Origin of the sequence: Solimonas terrae (genome assembly GCF_011067135.1) — a bacterium.
GTDB classification, from domain to species: Bacteria; Pseudomonadota; Gammaproteobacteria; order Nevskiales; family Nevskiaceae; genus Solimonas; species Solimonas terrae.
Genome location: NZ_JAAMOW010000004.1, coordinates 211,974 through 235,480 on the forward strand (window position 1 = coordinate 211,974; position 23,507 = coordinate 235,480).

Genomic DNA, 23,507 nt, shown 5'->3' on the forward strand with positions numbered 1-23,507 from the left:
GGGCCCGGCGCCGAACCCCCGAGCGGCGCGCTGCGCTGGCTTTTCGGCCTGATGCTGGTCGCTGCCGTGGCCGGCGGTGGCGCCTGGCTGTACACGCGCATCAGCGGCATCTACCGCGCGCAGACCGAGGCGCTGCAGGGCATGACGCGCGACATCAATGCGCTCGAAGTGCAGGGTGACCGGCTCGAGTCGCGGCAGAGCGACATGGCCGGGGCCGCGCAGCGCAATGCCAATGAGCTGGCTGAACTCGGCAGCCGCATCGATACCCATGATCAGATCGTCGGACAATTGAAGGAAGAGCTCGCCGGCGGCCGCGCACATTTCGAACTGGCGGCGATCGAGCAGTTGCTGATGCTGGCCAACGACCGTCTGCAGCTCGCCCGCGACGTGCCGTCGGCGATCGTTGCGATCAACGAGGCCGACACGCGTCTGGTTGCGCTCAAGGAGCCGCGCCTGTTCCCGGTGCGACAGGCCCTGGCCAAGGAGAAGGCGGCACTGCAGGCAGTGCCCCTGCCGGACTACGTCGGCGCCGCGCTGACGCTGTCGAGCCTGATTGATCGCGCGCCGCGCCTGCCGCTGCTGGCGCGCGTCCCGTCGCGGTTCACCGCAGTCGCCGAACGCGTGCCGATGGCCGACGACGCACGCTGGTACCAGCGTGTCGGCGCGTCGGTCCGCGAGGCTTTGTCGAGCATCTTCACCGTGCGTCGCGACAGCGGCCCGTCGCCGCGCCTGCTCGACGCCGAGCAGGAGGCACTGGTGGTGCAGGTGCTCGCGCTCAAGCTCGAAGGTGCGCGCATCGCGCTGTTGCGCGGGGATACGACGACCTTCCGCGATCTCTGCGAGTCGGCCTCGACCTGGCTCGACACCTATTTCCAGAAGGACGATCCGGGCGTCGCTGCGGCGCACGCCGAACTCGAACGCCTGCAGCCTCTGGAATTGTCGCCACCCTTGCCGGACATCAGTCGCAGTCTCGGACTGCTGCGCGCGTTCATGCAGCCTGACGAAAAGCCATGATCCGCCTGCTGATCACCGCGCTCGTGGTGCTGGCCTGCGGCGCGGCCGTGGCGTTCTACCTGCGCAGCGAAACCGGCTATGTGCTGATCAGTTTTCATCACTGGATCGTCGAGACATCGCTGCTCGGCCTGATCGTTGCGATCGCCGTCGTGCTGTTCGGTGGCTATGCGCTGCTGAAGCTGCTGGTCGCCGGTGTGCGCCTGCCGGCAACCTTGCAGCGCCTGCTCGCGCAACGTCGCGCCGACAAGGCCCAGGAATCGTTCGAGACCGGCCTGCTGCGCTTGCTCGAAGGCAACTGGAAACGCGCCGAGATCGAACTCGTGCGGCGCGCTGCGGATCATCACGCCGGTCACCTGAACTACCTGGCGGCCGCGCGCGCCGCGCAGCGTCTTGGTGCCGGCGAGCGTCGCGATCACTATCTGCGGCTGGCCAGCGAGATTGCCCCGGAAATGGAATTCGCGACGCTGCTCACGCAGACCGAACTGCAGATCGAGCGCGGCGAGTACACGGCGGCACGCGATACCGCCTTGCGCCTGCGCGGGATCAATCCCCAGCATCCGTACGCCGTCGAGATGCTCGCCGCCAGCTACGAAGGGCTCAAGGCCTGGGAATCCCTGCGCCAGCTGCTGCTCGACGACAACAGCCGCAGCGCGCTCAGCGACGAGCGTTACCGCGAGTTGCTGACGCAGACCCTGGTCGAATGCCTGCAGGAAGCGCAGCGTCTTGCGCGGCTCGATCGCCTCAAGACGGTCTGGGACGCCGCGCCGCGCGACTTCCGGCGCATCGCCGCCGTGCGCAACGAGTACGTGCGCGGCCTGGCCCGGCTCAACGCGCATGCCGAAGCGCTGGCATTCGTCAGCGACGTTCTGAAGAAGGACTGGGATGCCGAGCTCGCGTCGCTGTACGGCGAGTTGCACGCCGATGATCCACTCACGCAGCTGGCCGCCATCGAGAACTGGCTGAATCAGTATGGCGAGCGTCCGGAGCTGCTGATCACGGCCGGCCGCGTCTGTCTGCGCAACAAGCTCTGGGGCAAGGCGCGCAGTTATCTCGATGCCGTGCTGCGCGTTGCGCCGTCACCGGCCGCCTATCTCGAGCTCGCGCGGCTCAGCGAAATGACGCAGAACAGCGACGACGCACAGCGCTTCTACCGGCAGGGGCTGGAGTTCGTCGGCCAGGCGCTGTGAATATGTCCGCCCGTATTGGGTACCGACGCTTGGTGGCAATCATCCTAGGCTGCGCGTTGTCGGCTCAAGTACCTTCTGCAAGCGCGCAAATGCCCGATCCGGCGGTCAAACCATTGACCATCGAAGATGTCGCGACGCTTCTTGATACCACACAGGCTGCCGAATCGCGGCAGTCGGCGCTTCAGGTGGTGACGAAAAGTGCCGAATCGAAAAATGCGGATGCTCTGTATTTGCTCGGCGTATTGTATGCGTGGGGACGTGAGCACCCTGCTGCGATTGTCGATGTCGACCTGGAGCAAGCCGAGCGCTTGCTTAGCAACGCCGCCGTACTTGGGGTGCTGGATGCAATTCCTCGTTTGACAGAGGTGGAAATCGCACTGAAAAAGCCGGAAGCGGCGGCGGTCTGGGCGGCGACTTACCTCCACTATCAGTTAATCGCTGAGCGTGACGAATACAAGGGGCCCACTCTTGGCCCTCCTTCAAATATGGGGGCGGCGTTTGGCAAATTCCTGTTCGCTCGGACTGTCGCGGCCGTAGGTGATTCGTACGATGCTGCCGCGACAGCGGCCGACGCCAACGCACTGATTGAAAGGTATGGACAAAACTTCGAAAAGTATTTTGGATCCGCCAAGCTTGGCTCGCACTTGTTCTCGGAGCTCAATCCGGACCGAAAACCCGCCCAGTTCGATATGCGACACAGTGCGGAGCCCCGTTTTCCGGATGAAGCATACAAAGACGACGCGCCGCCGATCTGGCGTCGATGGGCGATCGCGCTGCTGCAGCCGGACGGGAAGCAGCAGGCGCTGTTTTTCTTCGACGCCTATCCTGCCGAAAGCGTGAAGTATCAGGTTCGTTTCAGTGGATTTCGGTTTGAGCCCGCGAATAGCGACTCCGCAAGGCGTATCGCGCTCATTTCGGCCACATGGGTTAACGCGGACGCGTTCTAGCCGATTCGCGTTACCCCAGTGCCGGCCAGGTTTCGAACGCGTAATCGAACGAGTCGTAGTAGAGATGATCGGCGTCGACGCCGGCGCGTATGCAGGCGTCCTTGCCGGCACGCACCATCACCGGCGGGCCGGACAGGTAGGCCTCGAAGCCATCGAGCGAAGGGTGTGCCTGCAGCAATGCCTCATGCACGAGGCCGCGTGCGCCGCGCCAGTCGGCGTCGGGTTCGGACAGCACCGGCGTGTAGCGGAAATGCGGATGCGTCGTCGCCCACTCGCGCAGCCGCGCATCGAGATACAGGTCGCGCAGACTGCGCACGCCCCACAGCAGATGCACGTTGCGCCCGGTGCCGCGTGTCAGCAGCTCCTCGAGCATCGCGTGGATCGGCGCGATTCCGGTGCCACCGGCCACCATCACGATCGGTCGCGCTGAATCCTCGCGCAGATAGAACGCGCCGAGCGGACCTTCGAGGCGCAGGATGGCGCGCTCCGGCATTTCGTTCGCCGCCCAGTTCGCGAAACGGCCGCTCGGCGTCACGCGCACGTGCAGTTCCAGGGTCTCGCCGTTCGGACGATTGGCCAGCGAAAAGCTGCGGCGCCGGCCGTCTTCGATCAGCAGGTCGATGTACTGACCCGGCAGATACTGGAAGCCGTCGCCTTTCGGCAGTTTCAGCGTCAGGCCGAGCACGTCGTGCGCCAGCCACTGCTTGCCGGCCGCGCGCACCGGCAACTGCCTGGGGCGCAGGCTTTCGATCTGCGCTGGCTGATGCAGGGCAATCGTGAGATCGCTGCGCGCGCGCGCAAGGCACATCAGCACGTAGCCGGCCTCGCGTTCCGCGGCCGACAGCGCCGGTGGCTCGAACGGATAGTCGATCTCGCCGGACACCAGACGCACGCGGCAGGAGCCGCAGCCACCGGACTGGCAGCCGAACGGCATCGCCAGGCCATGGCGCAAACCGGCGGCGAGCAGGGTCTCGCCGTCGTCTACACTGAAACGCTGCGGCCGGTCGGCCAAGTAAACTTGTCGGGTCATGAAGATTCCGGACGAAGATCTGCGCGCGGCACTGCCGTCATCGGCCCTGATCGCCGGTTGCGGCGACATCGGCCTGCGCGTCGCGGCGCGTCTGCGCGCCATGGGCCGCGAGGTTACGGCAATCGTCCGCGACCGGCAAAAGAGCGGCGCGCTCGAGCGACTCGGTGCCAGCGTGCGGATCGAGGATCTCGATCAGCCGCAGGACGCAGGCGATTGGCCTTTTCTGTTCTGGTTCGCGCCGCCGCCGAAGTCGGGCACCCGCGACGATCGCCTGCGCGGCTGGCTGGCGGCACAGCAGGGCCGCATCGCACGCATCGTGTACATCTCGACCTCGGCCGTCTACGGCGATTGCGAGGGGCGCTGGATCGACGAAGACGCGCCCTTGCGGCCGCAGAGCGAGCGGGGTGTGCGGCGGGTCGATGCCGAGCAGGCCCTGCGGCAATGGCGGACCGAGCGTGACGGCGAAACCGTGATCCTGCGTGTGCCCGGCATCTACGGCCCCGGCCGCATGCCGCTGGAACGCTTGCGCAAGCGCCTGCCGGTGGTGCGCGCCGAACAGTCGCCCTTCACCAACCGCATTCACGCCGACGATCTGGCGACGGCCGCGCTGCATGCTGCCGTCTTCGGCCGCGACGGCCGCGCCTACAACGTCGCCGATGGCGAACCGACGACGATGGCCGACTATTTCCTGCGTTGCGCGCAGCTGCTCGGCCTGCCGCCGCCGCCACAGGTGACGATGGACGAGGCGCGCGCGGCGCTGACACCGGCGATGATGTCGTTCATCGACGAGTCGAAACGCCTGCGGACGCAGCGTCTGCGCGAGGAGTTGCGGTTCACGCCGCAGTATCCGAATCTGGCCGCCGGTCTGCCGAGTTGTGTGTTGCCCCGAACGTCCCTGCAAGAAGGAGTCGCAACATGAGCATGATGAAAGAGTTCAAGGAATTCGCGATGCGCGGCAACGTCATCGACCTCGCGGTCGGTGTCGTGATCGGCGGTGCCTTCGGCAAGATCGTCTCGTCGCTGGTCGGAGATCTGATCATGCCGGTGCTGGGTCTGCTGACCGGCGGCATCAATTTCACGAACATGGCGATCACCCTCAAGCCGGCCGTCGGCGACGCGCCGGCGGTGCTGTTCGCCTACGGCAAGTTCACGCAGAACGTGTTCGATTTTGTGATCGTCGCATTTGCGATCTTTCTGGTCGTGCGCCTGATCAATCGCCTGCAGCGACGCAAGCAGGCCGAGCAGGTGACTGCACCGCCGCCCCCGCCCGAGCCGAGTGCCGAGCAGAAGCTGCTGACGGAAATCCGCGATCTGCTGAAGCAGAAGGGCTGAGGCCGGCGGCTCAGCGCACGGCGCGCAGCGGCTTGTGCGCGCGTGGATCGCCGGCGTGCACGCGTTCGTGCTCGCGCCGTTTCAGCAGGCGAATGCAGTCTTCGAAGGTGCGCGAGATCTGCGTCTGCAGGCGGATGCGCTCGATGCGGGGCCAGGTCGCGCGTTCGCCTTCGCGGATATAGGTCTGGATGTCGTCTGACGACGGGTTGGCGAACAGGCCGAGCATGCGGCGATGCGACGGGACCGGGAAGATGTTGATGTCGCCCGAGTAGCGCTGGCGCACGATGTTGTCGATCTTGCCGAGCAGGCGGCCGCCGCCGTGGGGATCGAGATGCTTGCGCGCCAGTCGCAACGCACCGCTGCCGCCCTGTTTCACCAGTTCCCTGGCCAACGGTGCAAGGCCGCGGCGTTCGCGCTCGGCTGCGGCGATCAAGGGCACGATGTGCGGATTGGTCTGGCTGACGACGTAGTGATTGACGTTGTGCAGGCGCGCGAGTCGCAGCATCGGCAGGTCCGATGACAGGGTGCCATCGATCCAGCGCTGGCTCGGCAGATAGGGTACGGTCTGTTTCGCGTAGTTGCGCGCTTCGAGTTGCACCGGCGCGAAGATGCCGGGAACCGCACAGGAGGCGAGCACAGCCTTGCGCATCAGCACGTGCGGCGCCGTCAGGTAATTCAGCAGACGGCCCTGCTGGTGCGTTTCGGCCGGCGATACCGTGATGCTGACGATGCGGTGCGTGCGATCGAAGGCTTCGACGAAGGTCAGGTCGCCGATGTTCGCTTCCAGACAGCGTTCCAGCTGGCCGCTGTCCATCACTGCGCCGCCGCGGATGATCTCGCGCCAGCCGAGCGACTGGAACGCGTCGAGATTGAGGCCCCCCGGTTCGAACATCGCGTCGATTTCATCGTCGCTGCGCACCGCCACGGCGCTGGCGATGATCGAGCCGGCGGAGGCGCCGGACAGCACGCGCGGCAGCAGCTTCTGCGTGTGCAGGGCCTTGATCACGCCGAGGTGGAACATGCCGAGCGTGCCGCCGCCCGACAGCATCAGCGCGGAACGGCCGAAGCTGGTCGCGGTGCGTTTGAAGAACTGGATCTTTTCCTCGAAGCCGAAGTCGGCAAAGTCGCCGGCGCAGATGAAATCCAGGCAGCGCGAGACTTCGTGGATGTAATCGGCGACCAGACGCTTGGTGCCGACGCGCGCGACGGCATACAGCGCCGGATTCGAGATGTTGCCCAGATTGCCGTGCAGGCCTTCATACAGCTCGAACGCCAGCTGGCGCACGTCGGCCTTCTGTCGCAGCGCGCGAATGCGCTGCAGGCGTTCCTGGATCAGCAGGTAATCGAAGTCTTCGCTGGTGTCGTCCTGAGTCCAGCCGTCGGCGCCTTCAAGACGATCGAGTTCGATGGCGATCTCGCGCCAGCCCTGGTAGGTCTGTGCATGGCCGAGTTCACGCAGGCGCTCGCGAACGACGCGCGAGGCGAAACGGGGCGGGTTTCTCATGCTTTCGAGTGTAGGGGCTATGCTGCCGGTCGTGAATGGCCGTTCGGATGGGAAAATCGTACCGATGAACAGTCTCTGGCCCGTGCTCTCCACCCTGATCGCGATCGCCCTGATCGTCGCCGGTCTGCTCGGCACGCTGTTGCCGATCATTCCCGGCGCGCCGCTGGTGTTCTTCGGCCTGTGGCTGATAGCGCTCACCGACCATTACCGGCATGTCGGCTGGCCGACGCTGACCTTGCTGGGGGCGGTCGTGATCGTCACCGTGATCGTAGACTTCGTCGCGTCGGCGCTCGGTGCGAAGAAGGTCGGCGCCAGTCCGCAGGCAGTCACCGGCGCGCTGCTCGGCAGCATCGTCGGTGCGTTCCTCGGCATTCCCGGGCTGCTGCTCGGTCCGTTCGTCGGTGCCGTGGTCGGCGAGCTGGTCGCGCAGCGCCGCGTCGAGCGTGCAGCGACCGTGGGTCTGGCGACCTGGCTCGGCCTGCTGGCCGGCAGCATCGCCAAGCTCGCACTGTGCCTGACGATGCTGCTGATCTTTGCCTTCGCGTGGTGGCTGTAGCGAGACCACGCCGCCGCGACGATCCCGGAACCCGCCACGCGCAACGCCAGCGGGCGGGCGTCAGCTGTCGAGCGGGACCTTGAGCCGCTGGCCGATGCGCAGCGTCGTCGTCTTCAGGTGGTTGGCGCTGCGCAGGTCGGAGACGCTGACGTTGTAAAGATGCGCGATGCCGCTGAGTGTCTGACCGCGTTCCACCTTGTGCGTGCGAAAGCGTGGCCGGCTGTGGCCCTTGGTCCGGGCAGCATCGTTGTCGCGCTGCACCTTGCGGGCTTCGTCGAGGCGCTGCTGCACCGTCTGCTCCGGCTTCGATTCGCCGATCGCAACGGTGATCGGCCCCGGCCGCGCCTCGGTCTTCGGCGGGATCTTGATGATCTGGCCGATCCGCAGCATGTTCGCCGAGCGCAGCTCGTTGGCGCTCATCAGCACCTGCTGGCTGACGCCATGGTGGCGCGCGATGGCGCCCAGATTGTCGCCGCGCTGCACCTTGTACAACTCGTAGTACGCGCGCTGGCTGTCGAAACGTTCGTGCGCGCCGAGCTTGGAATAGCCGACTTCGAATGCGCGCGCGCTGCCGTACGGGACCCGGATCAGATGGCCCGGCGGCACGTACAGCTTGCCTTCGATCACTTCCGGTCGATACGCGGGGTTGAGCCGCTGAAAGGCCTCGTCGCTGGCGCCGCAGAGGCGACGCAGCGTGTCGTACGGTACGTAGTTCTTGGTTTCGACGACTTCGAATTCCAGCGGCTTGGCCGACCGTGCCGCGCCGGCGCGTTCGCGATAGTCGTGCTCCACGTCGACCGCGGCGAGGAACTCGGCGTAGTAGTTTTTCGACGCGAAGCCGAACCGTTTGCCGTCGAAACGATCGATCAGGTCCATCAGCGTCTTGCCGCCGACCGCATCGAGCGCGCGGGCGATGCCGTTGCGGCCGTGGTTGTAGGCGGTGATCGCCAGCGGCCAGTCGCCGAGCATCGAGTAGTCGTCACGCAGATGACGTGCGGCAGCGTCGGTCGAGGTCCAGGGGTCGCGACGATCGTCGACGACATTGTCGAGGCGCATGTAGACGCGCGCCGACGACGGAATGAACTGCCAGATGCCGGCGGCGCCCGATTTCGAATAGGCGTCGAGGTCGAAGCTCGATTCGACCAGCGGCAGCCGCGTCAGCTTGATCGGCAGCCCGTAGTCGCTGAAGGTCTGTTCCATGCTCGGCAGATAGCGGTCCGAGACCTCCAGCGCGTTCTGCGTGCGCTCGCGCAGGCCGCGCTGCACGCGGGCTGTGCCGATCATGTCCTTGAACTTGTCGGCGCCACCGGGCACGTCGGCGAACATGTCGTAGATGCGCCGCTCTTCGGCGGACATCGTCGCCGGCGCGTATTGCTTGGCCTGCACGCGCTTGAACAGATCGTCGACGTGATCCTCGGCGGCCTGTTCGGCGTCGTGACGGCGATGCGCCAGCGCCGCGTCGCTCATGGTCGTCGCGTCGCCGCGGAAATCGAGAACCGTGAACACCTTGTCCGGATACAGCGACGAATGCACGACGCTCTGCAACTCCGAATACTGGCTGAAGACGCGCGTCCAGAACGACACGGCCGGCTTGAGCTCGCCGTAACGCGGAAAGTTCTGATCCGGGACGCTGGCCGCCAGAGCGGGCGCGACGTTGGCGGCTGGCGTGGTGGGGGCGGTATCCGGCGTCGTCTGCGCGACCCCATTGCCGATCTGGCATGCGCCGAGCAGACCCACTGCCCAGCCGACCTGTCTGAATCTCTGCACCCGCGCTCCCGCGAACCGCAATAGTGGACGGTGCCGCTCGCACGACGATCTTAAGACCGGCCGTGAGAGGCGGCAATCGGCGGACACGTTAAGCTACAAGCCTCCATCCGTCATCCGATAAAAAGCGCCATCGCCATGCCGCAGCCGTATCCGCCGATCGAGCCGTACCAGACCCACCGCCTGCGTGTTTCCGAACTGCACGAGTTGTACGTCGAGGAAAGCGGCAACCCGGAAGGCGTTCCGGTGGTGTTTGTCCACGGCGGCCCCGGCGGCGGCACCGAGCCCTGGCACCGGCAGTTCTTCAATCCGCAGAAATACCGCATCGTGCTGTTCGACCAGCGCGGGTGCGGCAAGTCGACGCCGCACGCCGAGCTGCGCGAGAACACGACCTGGGATCTGGTCGCCGACATGGAGCGCATTCGCGAACTGCTGCATATCCGGCAGTGGGTCGTGTTCGGCGGTTCCTGGGGTTCGACGCTGGGCCTGAGCTATGCGCAGGCGCATCCGCAGGCCTGTCTGGCGCTGGTGCTGCGTGGCATCTTCCTGCTGCGCAAGGCCGAGATCGACTGGTTCTACCAGCAGGGTGCGAGCTGGATCTATCCCGATGCCTGGGAAGCCTACGAGGCGGCGATCCCGGCCGACGAACGCGGCGACTATGTCGGCGCCTACTACCAGCGCCTGACCAGCAAGGACGCCGCCACGCGAGCGGTCGCGGCCAAGGCCTGGAGCATCTGGGAGGGTTCGACCAGCAAGCTGTTTCCGAACCTCGACATGGTGACGCGCTTCGGCGAAAGCCAGTTCGCGGAAGCCTTTGCGCGCATCGAATGCCACTATTTCACGAACAAGGGTTTTTTCGAGCGCGACGATCAGTTGCTGGCCAACATCGACGCCGTGCGCCATATCCCGGCCGTGATCATCCAGGGTCGCTACGACGTGGTCTGCCCGATGCGCTCGGCCTGGGATCTGCACCGCGCGTGGCCGGAAGCGGCGTTCGAAGTGGTCGGTGATGCCGGCCATGCGGCAAGCGAGCCGGGCATTCTCGCCAAGCTCGTCGAATGGACGGATCGTTTCGCCAACGCTTGAGCGTGTCGCGCTTCAATCCATCACGACATGGTCGAATTCGTCCGGATCGCCGGGTTTTGCCGGTTTGATGCGGAACAGCAGCAGCAGCGGCAGTGCGAGCAGTACGCCCCAGGCCATCAGCTTGAAGTCGTCGATCAGCGCGATCATGCCGGCCTGACGCTGCACCTCGCTGACGATGCCGGCCAGCCCCATTGCCGAGTCGAGCCCGCCGCTGGCATTGATGTATTCGCGCAGCGCCGGGTTGTAGGCGTTGACGTGCTCGGTCAGGTACGCGTGATTGACCGAGGTCATGTGCGCCTCGTACGCGAACGCCAGTGCGATGCCGATGCTGCTGCCGACGTTGCGAAACAGACTGAACAACGAGGTGCCGTAACCGCGGTCGTGCGGCGCCAGCGTCGCGAAGGTGACGGTCGACAGCGGGACGAAGGTCGTGCCGATGCCGAAACCCTGCAGCATGCCGGCAAAGATGATGTCCGACATCGGCTCGTCGAGCGTGAAGCCGGCCATCCAGTACAGCGACACGGTGGTGCTGGACATGCCGATCAGCATCACCAGACGCGGATCGAGGTGGCGGCTCAGGCGGCCGACGCCGCGCATCGCGATCATGGTGCCGATGCCGCGCGGCGCGACCACCAGACCTGTCGTCAGCACTGGATAGTCGAGCAGGTTCTGCAGGAACGGCGGCAGCAGCGCCGAGGTCGCGAACAGAACGACGCCGACGATGCCGATCATCACCAGCCCGGCCGCAAAATTGCGATCGATGAACAGATGCAGCGGCAGAAAGGGTCTGGGCGTGGTCAGCTGATGGACGAGGAACAGGTAGAACGAGAACAGGGCGACGCCGGCCTCGATCACAATCTCCGGCGAGCCGAACCAGCCCTTGGTTTCCCCACGATCGAGCAGCAGCTGCAACGCGAACAACGCCACGCTCAGCAGCGCGAAGCCCAGCATGTCGAATCGGGTTTTCTTGATGCCGCTGTCAGGTACCAGCGACGTGCTCAAACCGATGAACGTGAGAATCGCGACCGGCAGATTGATGAAGAACACCCAGCGCCAGTTGTAGACTTCGGTCAGCCAGCCGCCGAGCGTGGGACCGAGAATCGGACCCAGCGTCACCCCCATGCCCCATAACGCCATCGCCGATGCGTGTTCTTCGGGCGGATAGGTATCGAGCAGCACGGTTTGCGACAACGGCACCAGCGCGGCGCCGAACAAACCCTGCATCAGACGGAACGCCACCATTTCCGGCAGCGTCGTCGACAGGCCGCACAGCACCGATGCGATCGCAAATCCGGCAACCGAAATCAGGAACAGCCGTTTCATGCCGATGCGATCGGCAATCCAGCCGGTCGGCGTCATCGCGATCGCCGCCGCGATCGTGTACGAGGTCAGCACCCACGAGATCTGATCCGGCGTGGCGCCGAGCGCGCCCTGCATGTGCGGCAGGGCGACGTTGGCGATCGTCGCATCGAGCGTCTGCATCAGGGTTGCGGCCATCACCGATGCGGTGATCAGGCCGCGCGCGGCAAGCTTGCTGCTCACTCCGCCGCCTGCGCGTCTTCCAGGCCGATCCACGACAGCATGCGATGCACGCCCCTGGCACGTGCCGCGCCGGTGTCGATGCTGATGTCCGCGCTCATGCCGGAGCGCAACGGCGGTTCGCCGTTCTGGTGATCGATGCGGATGCGCACCGGCACGCGCTGCACGACCTTCACCCAGTTGCCGCTGGCGTTCTGCGGTGGCAGCAGCGAGAACTCGGCGCCGGTAGCCTGACCGATGCTGTCGACCACGCCCTGCCACCTGGTGTGCGAATAGGCATCGACGTCGATCTCGACCTTCTGGCCGGGCCGCACGCGCTCCAGCTGCGATTCCTTCAGGTTGGCCTCGACCCAGGGGCTTTCGGCGTCGACCACGCTCATCACCGGCAGGCCGGGCAGCACATAGCCGCCGACATCCGGCACCTTGCTGGCGACGCCATCGATCGGCGTGTGCACCGCGGTGCGCGCAAGATCGAGCCGGGCCTTGTCGAGCGTGGCCAGCGCGGCCTTGTAGGTCGGGTGGTCCTTGGTCGCGATCTCCGGATCGCCGCCGAGCTGCGCGCGGACTTCACCGACCTCGTGCCGGGCTGCATTGATGTCGCTGCGCGCCACGTCGAGCGCGTTCCTGGCGGCGTCGAGCGTCGATTTCGAACTGGCGCCGACCGCCTGCAGCGCCTTGGCGCGCCGGTAGTCGGTCTCGCGGAACGTCAGGTCTGCCTGTGCCGACCACAGCGCGGCCTGCTTCTGCGCATAAGTCGCCTTCAATGATTCGACCTGCGCGCTGGCCTGCAGCAGTGCTGCCTCGGCCTGCTGCACGGCGACCTGATACGGCGCCGGATCGATGCGGAACAGTACATCGCCCGCCTTCACGTGCTGATTCTCGCTGACGTCGATCTCCGCGACCTTGCCGTCGACATCGGCGCTGACATTGACCATGTTCGCCTTCACGTAGGCGTTGTCTGTCGAGACATAGCGGCCGCCGAAGATGTAGACGTACAGCACCGCTGCGATCGCCACGGCGAAGCCGGCGACGAACAGGATGCGACGCACGCGTTGCCGTTGGGGGGAGACGGCGGACTCGGACTGTTCTGACATCGGACTATCCACGGCCGGAACTGCAGTCGCCGGCAAGATTCAGTTTCATGCGGGTCAAGAGGCTGTCGAGCTGGTCGCGCTCTGCTTTCGACAAGCCGCTCAGTGCGTGCTCGCGGGCCTGTGCGGCGATCTTCCAGACCTCGGACAGGATCGGATCGGCCTTGTCGGTCAGGAACAGGCGGAACGCGCGCCGGTCGTCCTCGTGCACTTCGCGCCGGACCCAACCCGCGCGCTGCAGGCGGTCGATCAGCTGGGTCACGGTGACCGGATGGACCTCGAGCATCTCGGCCAGCGCAACCTGCGAAATGCCCGGTTGCTTGGAGAGGCGTGCAAGCGCGCTCATCTGCGCCTGCGTCAGCTTGAGATGTTCGGCACGGCGGCCGAAATCGGCGCGCAGCAGGCGGCCGACTTCCATCAGCAGCGAGCTCGTGGTGGTGGGCGGCGGGGGTGTCTTCATTTAATAAGTATACTAACTATTAGGCCGCAAATGAAGTCCCGCTTTCGATCAGGGCAGGCGCACCCCTTCGTCCTTCTTGACCGCTTCGAGCACCAGGCTGGAACGCACATCCTTGACGCCCGGCAAACCGATCAGCACCTTCATCGAGAACTCGGCGAAGGCCTGCAGGTCGGCGACGGCGACGTGCAGCAGATAGTCGAGGTCGCCGGTCATCACGTAGCAGGCGCGGACCTGCGCGAGTTTCTGCACCGCATCCTGGAACGCGACCGTGGTTTCCTTGGACTGGCGTTCGATGCTGACGCGCACGAAAGCCTCGACCTGCTGGCCGAGCGCCTGCGGATCGAGCAGCGCCGCGTAGCGCGCAATCACCCCGCTGTCTTCGAGCTTCTTGACCCGTCGCTGGCAGGCGGTTGCCGACAAGGCAACGCGATTGGCGAGCTCGACGATCGCGAGGCGGCCGTCCTTCTGCAGTTCGCGAAGGATGCGCAGATCGGTGCGATCGAGATCGTTCATCATGAATCCTCCAATTATTCGTTGTTCAGTAGTGATTATCATCACCATGAGCCGAAAGTACGACAATAAATGCAGCCATTCTCCGCTTCCGACGGCGTAAAGTGCAGCAAAGGCCGTGAGCCGAGGAGATTCCATGTACGGCGCCCATACCGACAACAGCCTGCGCGGCGACTACAGCCGCGCGAAAGCCGACTTCACCGTCGATCAGCGGGACCACGCCTACAGCGAGGCCGACCATGCGCTGTGGCGGCGGCTGTACACGCGACAGGCGCAATTGCTGCAGTCCTGCGCCTGTCGCGAATTCCGCGACGGGCTCGCGCGGATGGACGCCGCCGACGGCGTGCCGGAGCTGGAGTCCGTCAACGCGCGTCTGGAGCCGGTCAGCGGTTGGCGTCTGGTCGCCGTGCCCGGCTTCATTCCGGACGAACAGTTTTTCCGTCATCTTGCCGCGCGCCGCTTCCCGGTCACGGTGTGGTTGCGCAAGCCCGAAGAGTTCGACTACCTGGTCGAGCCCGACATCTTTCACGACTTCTTCGGCCACGTGCCGATGTTTTTCGATTCGCGTTTCGCCGATTACGCGCAGCGTTACGGCGAACAGGCGCTGCGCCTGCTCGAGCGCGGCGCACTGCCGCTGCTGGCGCGGCTGTACTGGTACACGGTGGAGTTCGGCCTGATCGACGGCGATGAAGGTTTGCGGGTCTACGGCGCCGGCATCCTGTCGTCCGGTGGCGAGACGCCGTACGCGATCGAGAGCGCCGACCCGGTACGGCCGCGCTTCGAACTCGCACGCTGCATGCGTACCGAATACCGCATCGACAGCTTCCAGAAGACCTATTTCGTCGTGCGCTCGCTGGATGAACTGGCCGACGTCATGACGCGTGACCTGTCATCGCTGGTCGATATCCTGCAGGCGCAGCCGACACTCGCCGCCGGGCGCCTGTACGCCGGTGACGAAGCGGTGCCGCCGCGCAGCGGGCAGCTGGCCGCATAAAGACGCAATTCGCCATTTTCGCGTGCGCGCGGGAATCCAGCCGGCCGTCTACGGTCGGAGTTTCAAGCTGACGAGGACGCTGCAATGAACAAGGACATCACCCACAATCCGCTGGCCACCGACGGTTTCGAATTCGTCGAATTCACCGCGCCCGGCGCCGAAGGCATCGCGCAACTGCACCGTCTGTTCGAGATGATGGGCTTCACGGCCGTCGCCCGGCATCGCCGCAAGGATGTCACGCTGTTTCGCCAGAACGACATCAACTTTCTGGTCAACGCGACGCCGTACACGCATTTCCAGCAGTTCGCGCACACCCACGGGCCGTCGGCCTGCGCGATGGGCTGGCGCGTGGCCGATGCGCCGGCGGCGCACGCCTATGCGATCGCGCAGGGTGCGGTCGCGTTCGACACCAGGCCGGGCTTCATGGAACTGAACCTGCCGGCCGTCTACGGCATCGGCAACAGCGTGCTCTATTTCGTCGATCGCTACGACCGCACTGCCGGTGCGCAGGCCGGCGCCGAACATTCGATCTATGACGTCGACTTCCGTTTCTTCGACGGTGTCGAGCACCGGCCGGCCGGCGTTGGTCTCGACGTCATCGATCACCTGACGCACAACGTGTCGCGCGGCAACATGCAGACCTGGGGCGGCTTCTACGAGCGCATCGCCAATTTCCGCGAGATCCGCTACTTCGATATCGAAGGCAAGCAGACCGGCCTGGTGTCGCGGGCGATGACCTCGCCGTGCGGCAAGATCCGCATCCCGATCAACGAGTCCTCGGACGACAAGTCGCAGATCGAGGAATTCATCCGCGAGTACCGTGGCGAAGGCATCCAGCACATTGCACTGTCGACCCGCGATATCTACACGACGGTCGAAGCCCTGCGCGCGCGTGGCGTGCAGTTCATGGACACGCCGGAAACCTACTATGCGCGCGTCGATGCCCGCGTGCCGGATCACGGCGAGCCGCTCGCGCGACTGCAGGAGCTGAGCATCCTGATCGACGGCGCCCCGGTGGAAGGCATCCTGCTGCAGATCTTCACGAGCACCGTGATCGGTCCGATCTTCTTCGAGATCATCCAACGCAAGGGCAACGAAGGTTTCGGCGAGGGCAACTTCAAGGCCTTGTTCGAGAGCATCGAAGAAGACCAGATCCGTCGCGGCGTGCTCGCCGCATAAGGACACGCGATGTCGCACAAGTGGATATACCGGCCGGTCGTCGAAGGTCTGGCCTCGCGACAGGCGCACGCCGACCTGCCGGCCGGCCACGTCGAACGCGAACTCGGCAAGGAGGGCTTTTTCGGCCCGGCCACGCACATGATCCATCCGCGTCCGCCGACCGGCTGGACGAACTGGGAAGGCCCGCTGCGGCCGCGCGCCTTCGACCTCGCAAGACTGGGCGCGTCCGACTCGCCCTGGGATGCGCACGACATTCTCCACAACGACAAGCTGCGTACGCGCTGGTGGGTCTGCGCGCGGTCGATGGAGGCCCTGGTGCGCAACGCCGACGGTGACGAGCTGCTATTCGTGCACGCCGGCAGCGCCGAACTGTTCTGCGACTACGGGCATCTGACGATCGCGGCCGGCGACTATGTGATGCTGCCGCGCGGCACGATGTGGCGGATCGAGGTGGCGGCGTCGGTCGCGCTGCTGTTGATCGAGGCGACGGGTTCGCACTATCAGTTGCCGGACAAGGGCATGGTCGGCGAGCACGCGATCTTCGATCCGGCGATGCTCGACTATCCGCGTCTCGACGATGCGTTTCGCGCGCAGGCAGCGACCGGCGGCGAATGGCGCGTGCGAATCAAGCGCCGGCAGCAGATCTCGACGGTGACGTATCCATACAACCCGCTCGACGCAGTCGGCTGGCACGGCACGCTGCTGCCGGTGCGCATCAACGTCAGGGACATTCGCCCGCTGATGTCGCATCGCTACCATCTGCCGCCGAGCGCGCACACGACCTTCGTGTCGCAGCGCTTCGTCGTCTGCACTTTCGTGCCGCGACCGTTCGAGACCGATCCGGGTGCGATCAAGGTTCCGTTCTTTCACAACAACGACGATTTCGACGAAGTGATCTTCTATCACGCCGGCGACTTCTTCTCGCGCGACAACATCCATCCGGGCATGGTCACGTTGCATCCCTGCGGATTCACGCACGGTCCGCATCCGAAGGCACTCGGCAAGATGCTGACACAGACCAGGGCGGCGACCGATGAGTACGCGGTGATGATCGATGCACGCGACGCGCTCGATGTCGGCGCCGATGCGTCAGGTGTCGAGTGGGCCGACTATCACCGTTCCTGGAACAGCACCGAGACGCCGGCATGAAGCTCGCGACACTGAAGGACGGCACGCGCGACGGTGCACTGGTCGTTGTCTCCCGCGATCTCGGGCGCTGCATCAAGGTGCCGCAGCTCGCGCGCAACCTGCAGGGCGCGCTCGATCGTTGGCGGCACGTCGCGCCCGGTCTGGCCGAAATCAGCGACGCCCTGAATCTCGGCAGCCTCGATGCCGAGGCGCAGGCATTCGACGCCGGACAATGCCATTCGCCATTGCCGCGCGCCTACCAGTGGGCGGACGGCTCGGCCTACGTGAATCACGTCGAACTGGTGCGCAAGGCGCGTGGCGCGGAAATGCCGGCGAGCTTCTGGACCGATCCGCTGATGTATCAGGGCGGCAGCGACAGCTTTCTCGATCCCTGCGGCGACATCGTCGCGGTCAGCGAGGAACACGGCATCGACTTCGAGGCCGAGATCGCGGTCATCACCGACGACGTGCCGATGGCGGTTTCCAGTGAAATCGCAGGCGATCACATCCGCCTGCTGCTGCTGGTCAACGATGTCTCGCTGCGCAATCTGATCCCGAACGAGCTGGCGAAGGGCTTCGGTTTTTTCCAGGCCAAGCCCTCGTCGGCATTTTCGCCGTGCGCGATCACGCCCGACGAACTCGGCGATGCCTGGCAGTCGGCGCGCGTGCATCGGCCGCTGCTTTCGTTCGTCAACGGCGAGGCTTTCGGCAAGCCGGACGCCGGCGTCGACATGACCTTCGATTTCGGCCAGCTCGTCGCGCATGCGGCGCGGACGCGACCGCTGGTCGCCGGCAGCATCATCGGCTCCGGCACGGTCTCGAATCGCGGCGCCGACGGTGGTCCCGGCAAGGCCATACGCGATGGCGGCCTCGGCTATTCCTGCCTGGCCGAAATGCGCACGGTCGAGACCATCGTCGATGGCAAGCCGCGCAGCCCGTTTCTGAAGTTCGGTGATCGCGTGCGCATCGAGATGCGCGATGCCGGCAACCAATCCCTGTTCGGCGCGATCGATCAGATCGTGCGGCCGCTGCGCTAAGCTGCGACGCCCACAAGCGCGGGAGCGAGCGGCATGCTGACCCTTTACTCGTACTGGCGTTCCTCGGCCAGCTATCGCGTGCGCATCGCACTGAACCTGAAAGGGCTCGACTACCGGACGGTACCGGTTCACCTCGTTCGGGACGGCGGGCAGCAGTTTGCCGAGCCGTACCGCTCGCTCAATCCGCAGCGTCGCGTGCCCTTGCTGGTCGATGGCGAGTTTCGCGTCGCGCAGTCGCTGGCGATCATCGAATATCTGGATGCACTGCAGGCGTCGCCGCGCCTGCTGCCGCTCGATGCGCAGCTGCGCGCGCGCGTGCAGGCGTTTTCAATGGCGATCGCCGCCGATGTCCAGCCGATGCAGAACACCGGCACGCTGAACTACCTGCGCGATGTCGTCGGCCTCGACGAAGCCGGCCGTGCGCAATGGCTGCGGCATTTTCTCGAGCAGGGATTGTCGGCGCTGGAAGCCGAAGCAGCGACGCGACCGCCGACGCCGTTCGTGTTCGGTGACGCGCCGACCATGGCGGACTGCGTGCTCGTGCCGCAGATCTTCGCCGCCCGCCGTTTCGCCTGCGACATGAGCAAGCTGCCACGACTCGCCGCGATCGCTGCGCACTGCGACACGCTGCCGGCTTTCCAGCGCGCGCATCCGGCGCAGCAGCCGGACGCCGAGTGAGGCCGGCCGCGGCGTCGGCGTTGGCAAGCGCGCGCGAACGCCCGCCGGAGCAGCGCCAGCCAGCCGCGATGCTCTGATCTCCTTCGACCGCCGGCAGCGCCGCGGCTCGCGCCGCTCCTGCAAGGGCGGCTGGGCGTCGTCGTGAAGCGGTGGGCGACAAGCGCTAGGGCACGCTGCTCTGCTCTGCCGCGGTCTCGATCAGCGTGGCGTCCTCGTCAAGCAGGAAGCCCTTGTCCACCGCGTCCTGCGCGGCGCTGCGCACGGCCGCGACGTAGTGGTCGTGATCGGCATACAGCGACTGCAGCGTTGCCGTGTCGAACAGGGCGGTCTTGCCGACGAGGAAGCAGATGCCGCCGTCGTCCTGCGTGCTGCTGTTCTCGCCGGACAGCACAGCCGTCGGCACATCGAGGTACGGGCTGCGGATGCCGCCCAGCGCATTGCCGTTTGCATCGCGCAGTACGCCGTCGCCGGCGGCATTGACCTGCATGCGCGGCGCCTTCGGCGGGGCGATGCCGTCGACCAGCCAGGCATTGAGCGCGCGCATCGCGGCCTGCGCGACGAAGTGGTGCTGTGGCGCGCTGTTGATCGGTTCCGGACAGGAACCGACAGGTCCGGGCTTTTTGGTCTCGTAGACCTGCGCGGTTGCCACGTCGCCGCCCTCGTCCGTGAATCCGTCGTTCGTCAGATAGGTGTCGGCATGCGCCGCACCCGGCACTTCCCAGAGACGGAAGTAGCGGCTGTCGGCCTGGCGGCTCGAATACGCACCGAGCACGAACAGATCGGTCTCGGTCTGGAAGTCCATCACCGGGCGCGCCAGGTCGGTGCGGAATCGCACGACGTCCGGCGTTGTGATGTCCGCCTGCGGAGTCTGTGACAGCGGTGCCGAAGCGCCGCCGAAATCCGGAATGAAGCCGAGGCGGCTGTGGATGAAATAGCCGTCGAACAGATCGGTGCGCGGACCGAAAGCGTTGATGAAGGTCGTCAGCCGCGTCGCCGATTGTGATTCGCCGGTCGCGATCAGCCGCTGCAACTGCAGCCCGCCGAGCGGCGAGACACCTTGTGGATGGCGAAGGGCCTGCGCGCCCTGCGCGTAGATGTCGTACGAAAAGCTGTCGCCCGGATGCGACAGGCTGGCGTAGCGCAGGGGATTGATGAGCTTCAGCGGAATCGCGATCGGCAGCGGCGACGCCGGCGGGATGCCGCCGTCGATGCCGATCTTCTGTGCGGAAATACCGACCCAGACATAGCCGCCGCGGATGAGTTCGTTGTGCAGCATCACCCAGTCGGCGGCGGTATCGACGCCGCCGCTGTCGTTCAGCCATTCGAGAATGACCGTGCCGTTGAAGCGCGTCGCATCGCTGGGTTGATAAACCAGCATGCGTGTCTTGTAGCTGGCGCTGTCCGCCGGCGACACCTGCCAGTTGCCGTCCGGATCCAGCGGGGCATCGTTGACGTAGGAGCGCGCCGTGCCGGAATAGAAGTATTCATGTCGTTCGTAGCCGACATCGGCCAGCGGGAAGGTGGTGCCGGCGACGAAAGGATCGTCGAGACCCTGAACCTTCTCGACGACCGGATCGGGATACGTGATCGCCTCACCGGCGCTGGTGCCGCCGCCGACACCGGGGGCTTCGCTGCTGCCGCAGCCCGCGAGCAGAGCCAAGGCCGGCACGCACAGCAGGAGCCTGAGGCTCGCATTTCGATTCATGACCGTTTCCTCCCCGTCTGACTCTGTGCCGGATGCTCCGGTCTTTCTTGACTGTCACTGCATCGCCACTTGCCTGACGTCGCGCCGCTCTGGGGGCGGGCCTTGCCTGCGCTGCGCAGCGACGCCGGCTAGCGCGCGGTGTCCGGCACCTGCGCAGCAGGACGACCGCCGCGCAGCTTCTTGAGCGCTTCGGCATGCGACAGCCGCAGTTCACGCCGCAGCTGCGCCTCCTCGTAGCGGAAGCGGTCGATCTCGGTTTCCGGCTGCAGCGGCGGTACCGCGCGCGGCTTGCCGTCGCTGTCGACCGCAACGAAGGTCATGTAGGCCGACAGGATATGGCGTCGCATCGCGCCATCGTAGCTGCGGGCATCGACCTTCACGCCGATTTCCATCGACGTATGCCAGGCGCGGTTCACGGCGGCGTTGAAGATCAGCACGTCGCCACGTCGCGCCGGGGCGATGAAATGCACGGCATCGACGCTGGCGGTGACGCAGACGCCGCCGGCATGGCGATCGGCGACGACTGCGGCGAAGCGGTCCATCTGCGCCATGATCAGGCCGCCGAACACGGTGTCGTTGGAGTTCAGGTCATTCGGGAACACCATGTAGACCTGTTCGCGTACTGCGGAAACCGAAACCGCTTGCGGCGGCAGCGTCTTGCGCTTGGCCATGGTCTCAGGCCGTCGCCGCGGGGTCGTCGCCGTACAGTTTCATCGCCATCGCGCCGTGCGTGGCGGCCGCCCCGGCGCGCAGCGCGGCGGCGATGAACGAGGTCTCGGCGAGTTCGATCGCGCTGGCGCCGGCGCGCTTGGCAGCGCGTGTGTGCACCTCGATGCAGTACGGGCACTGCGTGGTCAGTGCCACCGCGATCGCCATCAGTTCGCGGTATTTCTGCGGGATCGCACCGTCGCTGCGGCCGACGATCTTGTCGAGATTGAGCCAGGCTTCGAATTCGGTCGGCGCGAGCTCGTGCATGCGCTTGAGCTGGGCGAGATCGCCCGGATCGTGGTAGTGGCTGCTCATGCGGTTTTCCTTGTGCGTTTGCGGGGAGCGGGTTTGGCAACGACGGGTTCGACCGGCATCGTCGCCGGGTCGGCGGGCGGCTCCAGTTCGGCCAGGCCCTGTTCGAAATAGTCGAGCAGGCGTTGCACGCGCGGCAAGGCGCGCGGACAGGCGATGACGCCGAATTCCAGCTTGTCGACATAGCTGGTCAGCGTGATGTTCAGTGCCAGACCGCTGGTGATGATCGAGACCGGATACATGCCGTCGAGCCGCGCGCCGTTCCAGTGCAGCGGCCGTTTCGGACCGGGTACGTTGGAGATGATGACGTTGAACGATTGCCAGCGTGGCGCGATGCCGGTCGCGATGTTGATGCCGGCCGGCGCCATGACGGTCGCCACGTAATTGACGGTCGCGGTCGGTCCCATGCGGGCGCAACGCGAACGTGCGTCCTCGACCGAGCGTTGCACCTGCGCCAGACGTTTGACCGGATCGGCGAGGTCGGTGCCGAGATTGGCGAGGATCATCGCCACCTGATTGCCTTCGTCGGAATCGTCGCGGCGCAGCGACAGCGGCACCATCGCGATCAGCGGCCTGGCCGGCAGCGCGTCGAGTTCGAGCAGGTAACGGCGCAGGGCCGAGCCGCACATCGCCAGCACGATGGTGTTGACCGTGACGCGGTGTGCCTTGGCGATCGTGCGGATACGCAACAGTCCGTAGGACTGCGCGGCGAAGCGACGCGCCGACGAGATGCGTTGATTGAGGATGCTGCGCGGCGCCTGGAATGCCGAGACGTGATCCGGATTGTCGCGGCCTTCGCGGATGGTGCGATACAGCTCGCGCGACACCGCCGGCAGGCTTGCCGCCTGCTCGCGCAGACTGGCCATCAGCAGCGCGGTGTTCGACAGCGCGCCTTGCGGCGGCGCATCGCCGGCAGTGGCGCGCCTTGCGTTCATCCATGGCGGTGGCGTGTCGACACCTGCGTCTTCGCTGAGCGCCTTGCGCAACAGGCGCATCGCCGCGATGCCGTCGACCATCGCGTGGTGGATCTTCGCGTAGATCGCGAAGCGGCCGTCCTCCAGGCCGTCGATGACGTGGAACTCCCACAGCGGTCGCGCACGATCCAGCGGCACGGCGTGCAGCTCGGAAACCAGTGCCAGCAGTTCGCGGATGCGGCCCGGTGGCGGCAAGGCGTGATGATGCAGGTGGGCGCCGAGATCGAAGCGCGTGTCCTCGACCCAGTACCAGCTGCCGAGCTTGCGCTGCAGGCGCTGATTGAACGGCGCCTTCGGCTGGGTGGCTTCGTGCAGGCGTTCGACCTGCCGGCCGAGCCAGCCGGCCCTGGCGCCTTTCGGCAGCGTCAGCAATTCCAGGCCACCGACATGCATGGGCTGCGTGCGACGTTCGAGCAGGAGGAACATCTGGTCCAGCGGACTCAGCGGCTTCAGCGACATGAGGGCTCCAGACAGCGGCCGGACGGGGGCGATCCGGCAACGGCGGTCACTGTAAGCGCACGATGAAGACGAGGCAAAGCCCGCAAGCTCCGGCGCCTGCTTCGCCGCGCTTGTGCCGGTGCGGATCGCGGCGGGGCCGCGATCCGTACGCGGTGCGGGCCCTGCCGTCGAGATCGCGCATCGCGAGGCGTGCCGCCTGCAGGGCTGGCTGCGCTGTGCGCGCGCCAGCTGGCGGCCGAACGCTGTCGCGAATTCCTAATCGCGCGGCGGGCTTCATCAAGACCGTCAGCCCGGGCGTCCGGACAATCAGGAC

The 23,507-nt window shown here is 65.8% G+C and carries 23 protein-coding genes; 12 read left to right on the forward strand and 11 right to left on the reverse strand.

Annotated elements, in window-relative coordinates; translation table 11 throughout:
• Nucleotides 1-51 precede the first annotated feature (51 nt).
• From G7Y85_RS09150 to G7Y85_RS09160, 3 genes are all read left to right on the forward strand, one after another.
• Nucleotides 52-1,014 carry a uroporphyrinogen-III C-methyltransferase gene (locus tag G7Y85_RS09150; protein WP_166255279.1) on the forward strand — a complete coding sequence of 321 codons (963 nt, stop codon included), beginning with the start codon at nt 52-54 and terminating at the stop codon, nt 1,012-1,014.
• The gene (locus G7Y85_RS09155) at nt 1,011-2,201 is read left to right on the forward strand and encodes a heme biosynthesis HemY N-terminal domain-containing protein (RefSeq protein WP_166255283.1); all 1,191 of its coding nucleotides are present in this window, start codon (nt 1,011-1,013) and stop codon (nt 2,199-2,201) included. The genes G7Y85_RS09150 and G7Y85_RS09155 overlap by 4 nt, the downstream gene beginning before the upstream one ends.
• An 89-nt stretch (nt 2,202-2,290) precedes the next feature.
• Nucleotides 2,291-3,148, forward strand: a complete 858-nt coding sequence (locus tag G7Y85_RS09160) for an SEL1-like repeat protein (RefSeq protein WP_166255286.1) — start codon at nt 2,291-2,293, stop codon at nt 3,146-3,148.
• 10 nt (nt 3,149-3,158) lie between these two features.
• Here G7Y85_RS09160 and G7Y85_RS09165 read toward each other — a convergent pair whose 3' ends face one another.
• Nucleotides 3,159-4,178 (reverse strand): 2Fe-2S iron-sulfur cluster-binding protein, encoded by a 1,020-nt coding sequence (locus G7Y85_RS09165; RefSeq protein WP_166255289.1) that lies wholly within the window; start codon nt 4,176-4,178, stop codon nt 3,159-3,161.
• On the opposite strand from G7Y85_RS09165, the gene G7Y85_RS09170 reads away from it, so the two are divergent.
• Together G7Y85_RS09170 and mscL are read left to right on the forward strand one after the other, a co-directional pair.
• On the forward strand, nt 4,177-5,097 hold the full coding sequence (locus G7Y85_RS09170) for an SDR family oxidoreductase (protein ID WP_166255292.1): 921 nt from the start codon (nt 4,177-4,179) through the stop codon (nt 5,095-5,097). The two genes, G7Y85_RS09165 and G7Y85_RS09170, sit on opposite strands and share 2 nt — an antisense overlap.
• Nucleotides 5,094-5,510 carry a large-conductance mechanosensitive channel protein MscL gene (gene mscL / locus G7Y85_RS09175; protein WP_206675547.1) on the forward strand — a complete coding sequence of 139 codons (417 nt, stop codon included), beginning with the start codon at nt 5,094-5,096 and terminating at the stop codon, nt 5,508-5,510. The genes G7Y85_RS09170 and mscL overlap by 4 nt, the downstream gene beginning before the upstream one ends.
• A 10-nt stretch (nt 5,511-5,520) precedes the next feature.
• Here the strand turns inward: mscL and G7Y85_RS09180 are convergent, their stop codons facing one another.
• The gene (locus tag G7Y85_RS09180) at nt 5,521-7,014 is read right to left on the reverse strand and encodes a DUF3336 domain-containing protein (RefSeq protein WP_166255295.1); all 1,494 of its coding nucleotides are present in this window, start codon (nt 7,012-7,014) and stop codon (nt 5,521-5,523) included.
• 64 nt (nt 7,015-7,078) lie between these two features.
• Here G7Y85_RS09180 and G7Y85_RS09185 point away from each other — a divergent pair, with 64 nt between their 5' ends.
• Complete coding sequence (locus tag G7Y85_RS09185; RefSeq protein ID WP_166255298.1) at nt 7,079-7,570, forward strand: DUF456 domain-containing protein; 492 nt, start codon at nt 7,079-7,081, stop codon at nt 7,568-7,570.
• A gap of 60 nt (nt 7,571-7,630) precedes the next feature.
• Here G7Y85_RS09185 and G7Y85_RS09190 read toward each other — a convergent pair whose 3' ends face one another.
• Complete coding sequence (locus G7Y85_RS09190; protein WP_166255301.1) at nt 7,631-9,337, reverse strand: lytic transglycosylase domain-containing protein; 1,707 nt, start codon at nt 9,335-9,337, stop codon at nt 7,631-7,633.
• Between the two features lie 135 nt (nt 9,338-9,472).
• On the opposite strand from G7Y85_RS09190, the gene pip reads away from it, so the two are divergent.
• Entirely contained in the window at nt 9,473-10,420 is a 948-nt protein-coding gene (pip, locus tag G7Y85_RS09195; protein ID WP_166255304.1) for a prolyl aminopeptidase, read from the forward strand.
• Between the two features lie 12 nt (nt 10,421-10,432).
• On the opposite strand, the gene G7Y85_RS09200 is transcribed toward pip, so the two are convergent.
• The 4 genes from G7Y85_RS09200 to G7Y85_RS09215 are packed head-to-tail and all read right to left on the reverse strand — an operon-like array spanning nt 10,433 to nt 14,023.
• Nucleotides 10,433-11,962, reverse strand: a complete 1,530-nt coding sequence (locus G7Y85_RS09200) for a DHA2 family efflux MFS transporter permease subunit (protein WP_366514936.1) — start codon at nt 11,960-11,962, stop codon at nt 10,433-10,435.
• On the reverse strand, nt 11,959-13,053 hold the full coding sequence (locus G7Y85_RS09205; RefSeq protein ID WP_166255308.1) for an HlyD family secretion protein: 1,095 nt from the start codon (nt 13,051-13,053) through the stop codon (nt 11,959-11,961). The genes G7Y85_RS09200 and G7Y85_RS09205 overlap by 4 nt, the downstream gene beginning before the upstream one ends.
• Nucleotides 13,054-13,057: 4 nt before the next feature.
• Nucleotides 13,058-13,510, reverse strand: a complete 453-nt coding sequence (locus G7Y85_RS09210) for a MarR family winged helix-turn-helix transcriptional regulator (RefSeq protein ID WP_166255311.1) — start codon at nt 13,508-13,510, stop codon at nt 13,058-13,060.
• A 48-nt stretch (nt 13,511-13,558) separates the two neighbouring features.
• Nucleotides 13,559-14,023 carry an Lrp/AsnC family transcriptional regulator gene (locus G7Y85_RS09215; RefSeq protein WP_166255314.1) on the reverse strand — a complete coding sequence of 155 codons (465 nt, stop codon included), beginning with the start codon at nt 14,021-14,023 and terminating at the stop codon, nt 13,559-13,561.
• 133 nt (nt 14,024-14,156) lie between these two features.
• Here G7Y85_RS09215 and phhA point away from each other — a divergent pair, with 133 nt between their 5' ends.
• The 5 genes from phhA to maiA all read left to right on the forward strand — a co-directional run bounded on the left by phhA (nt 14,157) and on the right by maiA (nt 19,036).
• A complete protein-coding gene (gene phhA / locus G7Y85_RS09220; protein ID WP_166255317.1) occupies nt 14,157-15,014 on the forward strand; it encodes a phenylalanine 4-monooxygenase in 858 nt (285 codons plus the stop codon).
• An 84-nt stretch (nt 15,015-15,098) separates the two neighbouring features.
• Nucleotides 15,099-16,193, forward strand: a complete 1,095-nt coding sequence (gene hppD / locus G7Y85_RS09225) for a 4-hydroxyphenylpyruvate dioxygenase (RefSeq protein WP_166255320.1) — start codon at nt 15,099-15,101, stop codon at nt 16,191-16,193.
• A gap of 9 nt (nt 16,194-16,202) precedes the next feature.
• Nucleotides 16,203-17,342 carry a homogentisate 1,2-dioxygenase gene (locus tag G7Y85_RS09230; RefSeq protein WP_166255323.1) on the forward strand — a complete coding sequence of 380 codons (1,140 nt, stop codon included), beginning with the start codon at nt 16,203-16,205 and terminating at the stop codon, nt 17,340-17,342.
• Nucleotides 17,339-18,358: a fumarylacetoacetate hydrolase family protein gene (locus tag G7Y85_RS09235; RefSeq protein ID WP_166255326.1), complete on the forward strand. Its 1,020-nt coding sequence runs from the start codon at nt 17,339-17,341 to the stop codon at nt 18,356-18,358. Before G7Y85_RS09230 ends, G7Y85_RS09235 begins: the two co-directional genes overlap by 4 nt.
• 33 nt (nt 18,359-18,391) lie before the next feature.
• A complete protein-coding gene (gene maiA, locus G7Y85_RS09240) occupies nt 18,392-19,036 on the forward strand; it encodes a maleylacetoacetate isomerase (RefSeq protein WP_166255329.1) in 645 nt (214 codons plus the stop codon).
• A gap of 163 nt (nt 19,037-19,199) precedes the next feature.
• Here maiA and G7Y85_RS09245 read toward each other — a convergent pair whose 3' ends face one another.
• From G7Y85_RS09245 to G7Y85_RS09260, 4 genes are all read right to left on the reverse strand, one after another.
• Entirely contained in the window at nt 19,200-20,741 is a 1,542-nt protein-coding gene (locus G7Y85_RS09245) for an alpha/beta hydrolase domain-containing protein (protein ID WP_166255332.1), read from the reverse strand.
• Nucleotides 20,742-20,869: 128 nt separating this feature from the next.
• On the reverse strand, nt 20,870-21,412 hold the full coding sequence (locus tag G7Y85_RS09250; RefSeq protein WP_166255335.1) for an acyl-CoA thioesterase: 543 nt from the start codon (nt 21,410-21,412) through the stop codon (nt 20,870-20,872).
• Between the two features lie 4 nt (nt 21,413-21,416).
• The gene (locus G7Y85_RS09255; RefSeq protein ID WP_166255338.1) at nt 21,417-21,764 is read right to left on the reverse strand and encodes a carboxymuconolactone decarboxylase family protein; all 348 of its coding nucleotides are present in this window, start codon (nt 21,762-21,764) and stop codon (nt 21,417-21,419) included.
• Complete coding sequence (locus G7Y85_RS09260; protein ID WP_241696089.1) at nt 21,761-23,194, reverse strand: WS/DGAT/MGAT family O-acyltransferase; 1,434 nt, start codon at nt 23,192-23,194, stop codon at nt 21,761-21,763. The genes G7Y85_RS09255 and G7Y85_RS09260 overlap by 4 nt, the downstream gene beginning before the upstream one ends.
• Between the last annotated feature and the right edge of the window lie 313 nt (nt 23,195-23,507).

Bases quoted from the DNA above. Each gene is read 5' to 3' on its own strand.
- G7Y85_RS09170 (WP_166255292.1), top strand. From the start codon at position 4,177: ATGAAGATTCCGGACGAAGATCTGCGCGCGGCACTGCCGTCATCGGCC.
- pip (WP_166255304.1), top strand. From the start codon at position 9,473: ATGCCGCAGCCGTATCCGCCGATCGAGCCGTACCAGACCCACCGCCTG.
- G7Y85_RS09150 (WP_166255279.1), top strand. From the start codon at position 52: ATGCTGGTCGCTGCCGTGGCCGGCGGTGGCGCCTGGCTGTACACGCGC.
- G7Y85_RS09230 (WP_166255323.1), top strand. From the start codon at position 16,203: ATGTCGCACAAGTGGATATACCGGCCGGTCGTCGAAGGTCTGGCCTCG.
- G7Y85_RS09185 (WP_166255298.1), top strand. From the start codon at position 7,079: ATGAACAGTCTCTGGCCCGTGCTCTCCACCCTGATCGCGATCGCCCTG.
- hppD (WP_166255320.1), top strand. From the start codon at position 15,099: ATGAACAAGGACATCACCCACAATCCGCTGGCCACCGACGGTTTCGAA.
- G7Y85_RS09180 (WP_166255295.1), bottom strand. From the start codon at position 7,014: ATGAGAAACCCGCCCCGTTTCGCCTCGCGCGTCGTTCGCGAGCGCCTG.
- G7Y85_RS09215 (WP_166255314.1), bottom strand. From the start codon at position 14,023: ATGAACGATCTCGATCGCACCGATCTGCGCATCCTTCGCGAACTGCAG.
- G7Y85_RS09235 (WP_166255326.1), top strand. From the start codon at position 17,339: ATGAAGCTCGCGACACTGAAGGACGGCACGCGCGACGGTGCACTGGTC.
- G7Y85_RS09165 (WP_166255289.1), bottom strand. From the start codon at position 4,178: ATGACCCGACAAGTTTACTTGGCCGACCGGCCGCAGCGTTTCAGTGTA.
- G7Y85_RS09210 (WP_166255311.1), bottom strand. From the start codon at position 13,510: ATGAAGACACCCCCGCCGCCCACCACCACGAGCTCGCTGCTGATGGAA.
- phhA (WP_166255317.1), top strand. From the start codon at position 14,157: ATGTACGGCGCCCATACCGACAACAGCCTGCGCGGCGACTACAGCCGC.
- mscL (WP_206675547.1), top strand. From the start codon at position 5,094: ATGAGCATGATGAAAGAGTTCAAGGAATTCGCGATGCGCGGCAACGTC.
- G7Y85_RS09260 (WP_241696089.1), bottom strand. From the start codon at position 23,194: ATGTCGCTGAAGCCGCTGAGTCCGCTGGACCAGATGTTCCTCCTGCTC.
- G7Y85_RS09245 (WP_166255332.1), bottom strand. From the start codon at position 20,741: ATGAATCGAAATGCGAGCCTCAGGCTCCTGCTGTGCGTGCCGGCCTTG.
- G7Y85_RS09250 (WP_166255335.1), bottom strand. From the start codon at position 21,412: ATGGCCAAGCGCAAGACGCTGCCGCCGCAAGCGGTTTCGGTTTCCGCA.
- maiA (WP_166255329.1), top strand. From the start codon at position 18,392: ATGCTGACCCTTTACTCGTACTGGCGTTCCTCGGCCAGCTATCGCGTG.
- G7Y85_RS09205 (WP_166255308.1), bottom strand. From the start codon at position 13,053: ATGTCAGAACAGTCCGAGTCCGCCGTCTCCCCCCAACGGCAACGCGTG.
- G7Y85_RS09155 (WP_166255283.1), top strand. From the start codon at position 1,011: ATGATCCGCCTGCTGATCACCGCGCTCGTGGTGCTGGCCTGCGGCGCG.
- G7Y85_RS09255 (WP_166255338.1), bottom strand. From the start codon at position 21,764: ATGAGCAGCCACTACCACGATCCGGGCGATCTCGCCCAGCTCAAGCGC.
- G7Y85_RS09160 (WP_166255286.1), top strand. From the start codon at position 2,291: ATGCCCGATCCGGCGGTCAAACCATTGACCATCGAAGATGTCGCGACG.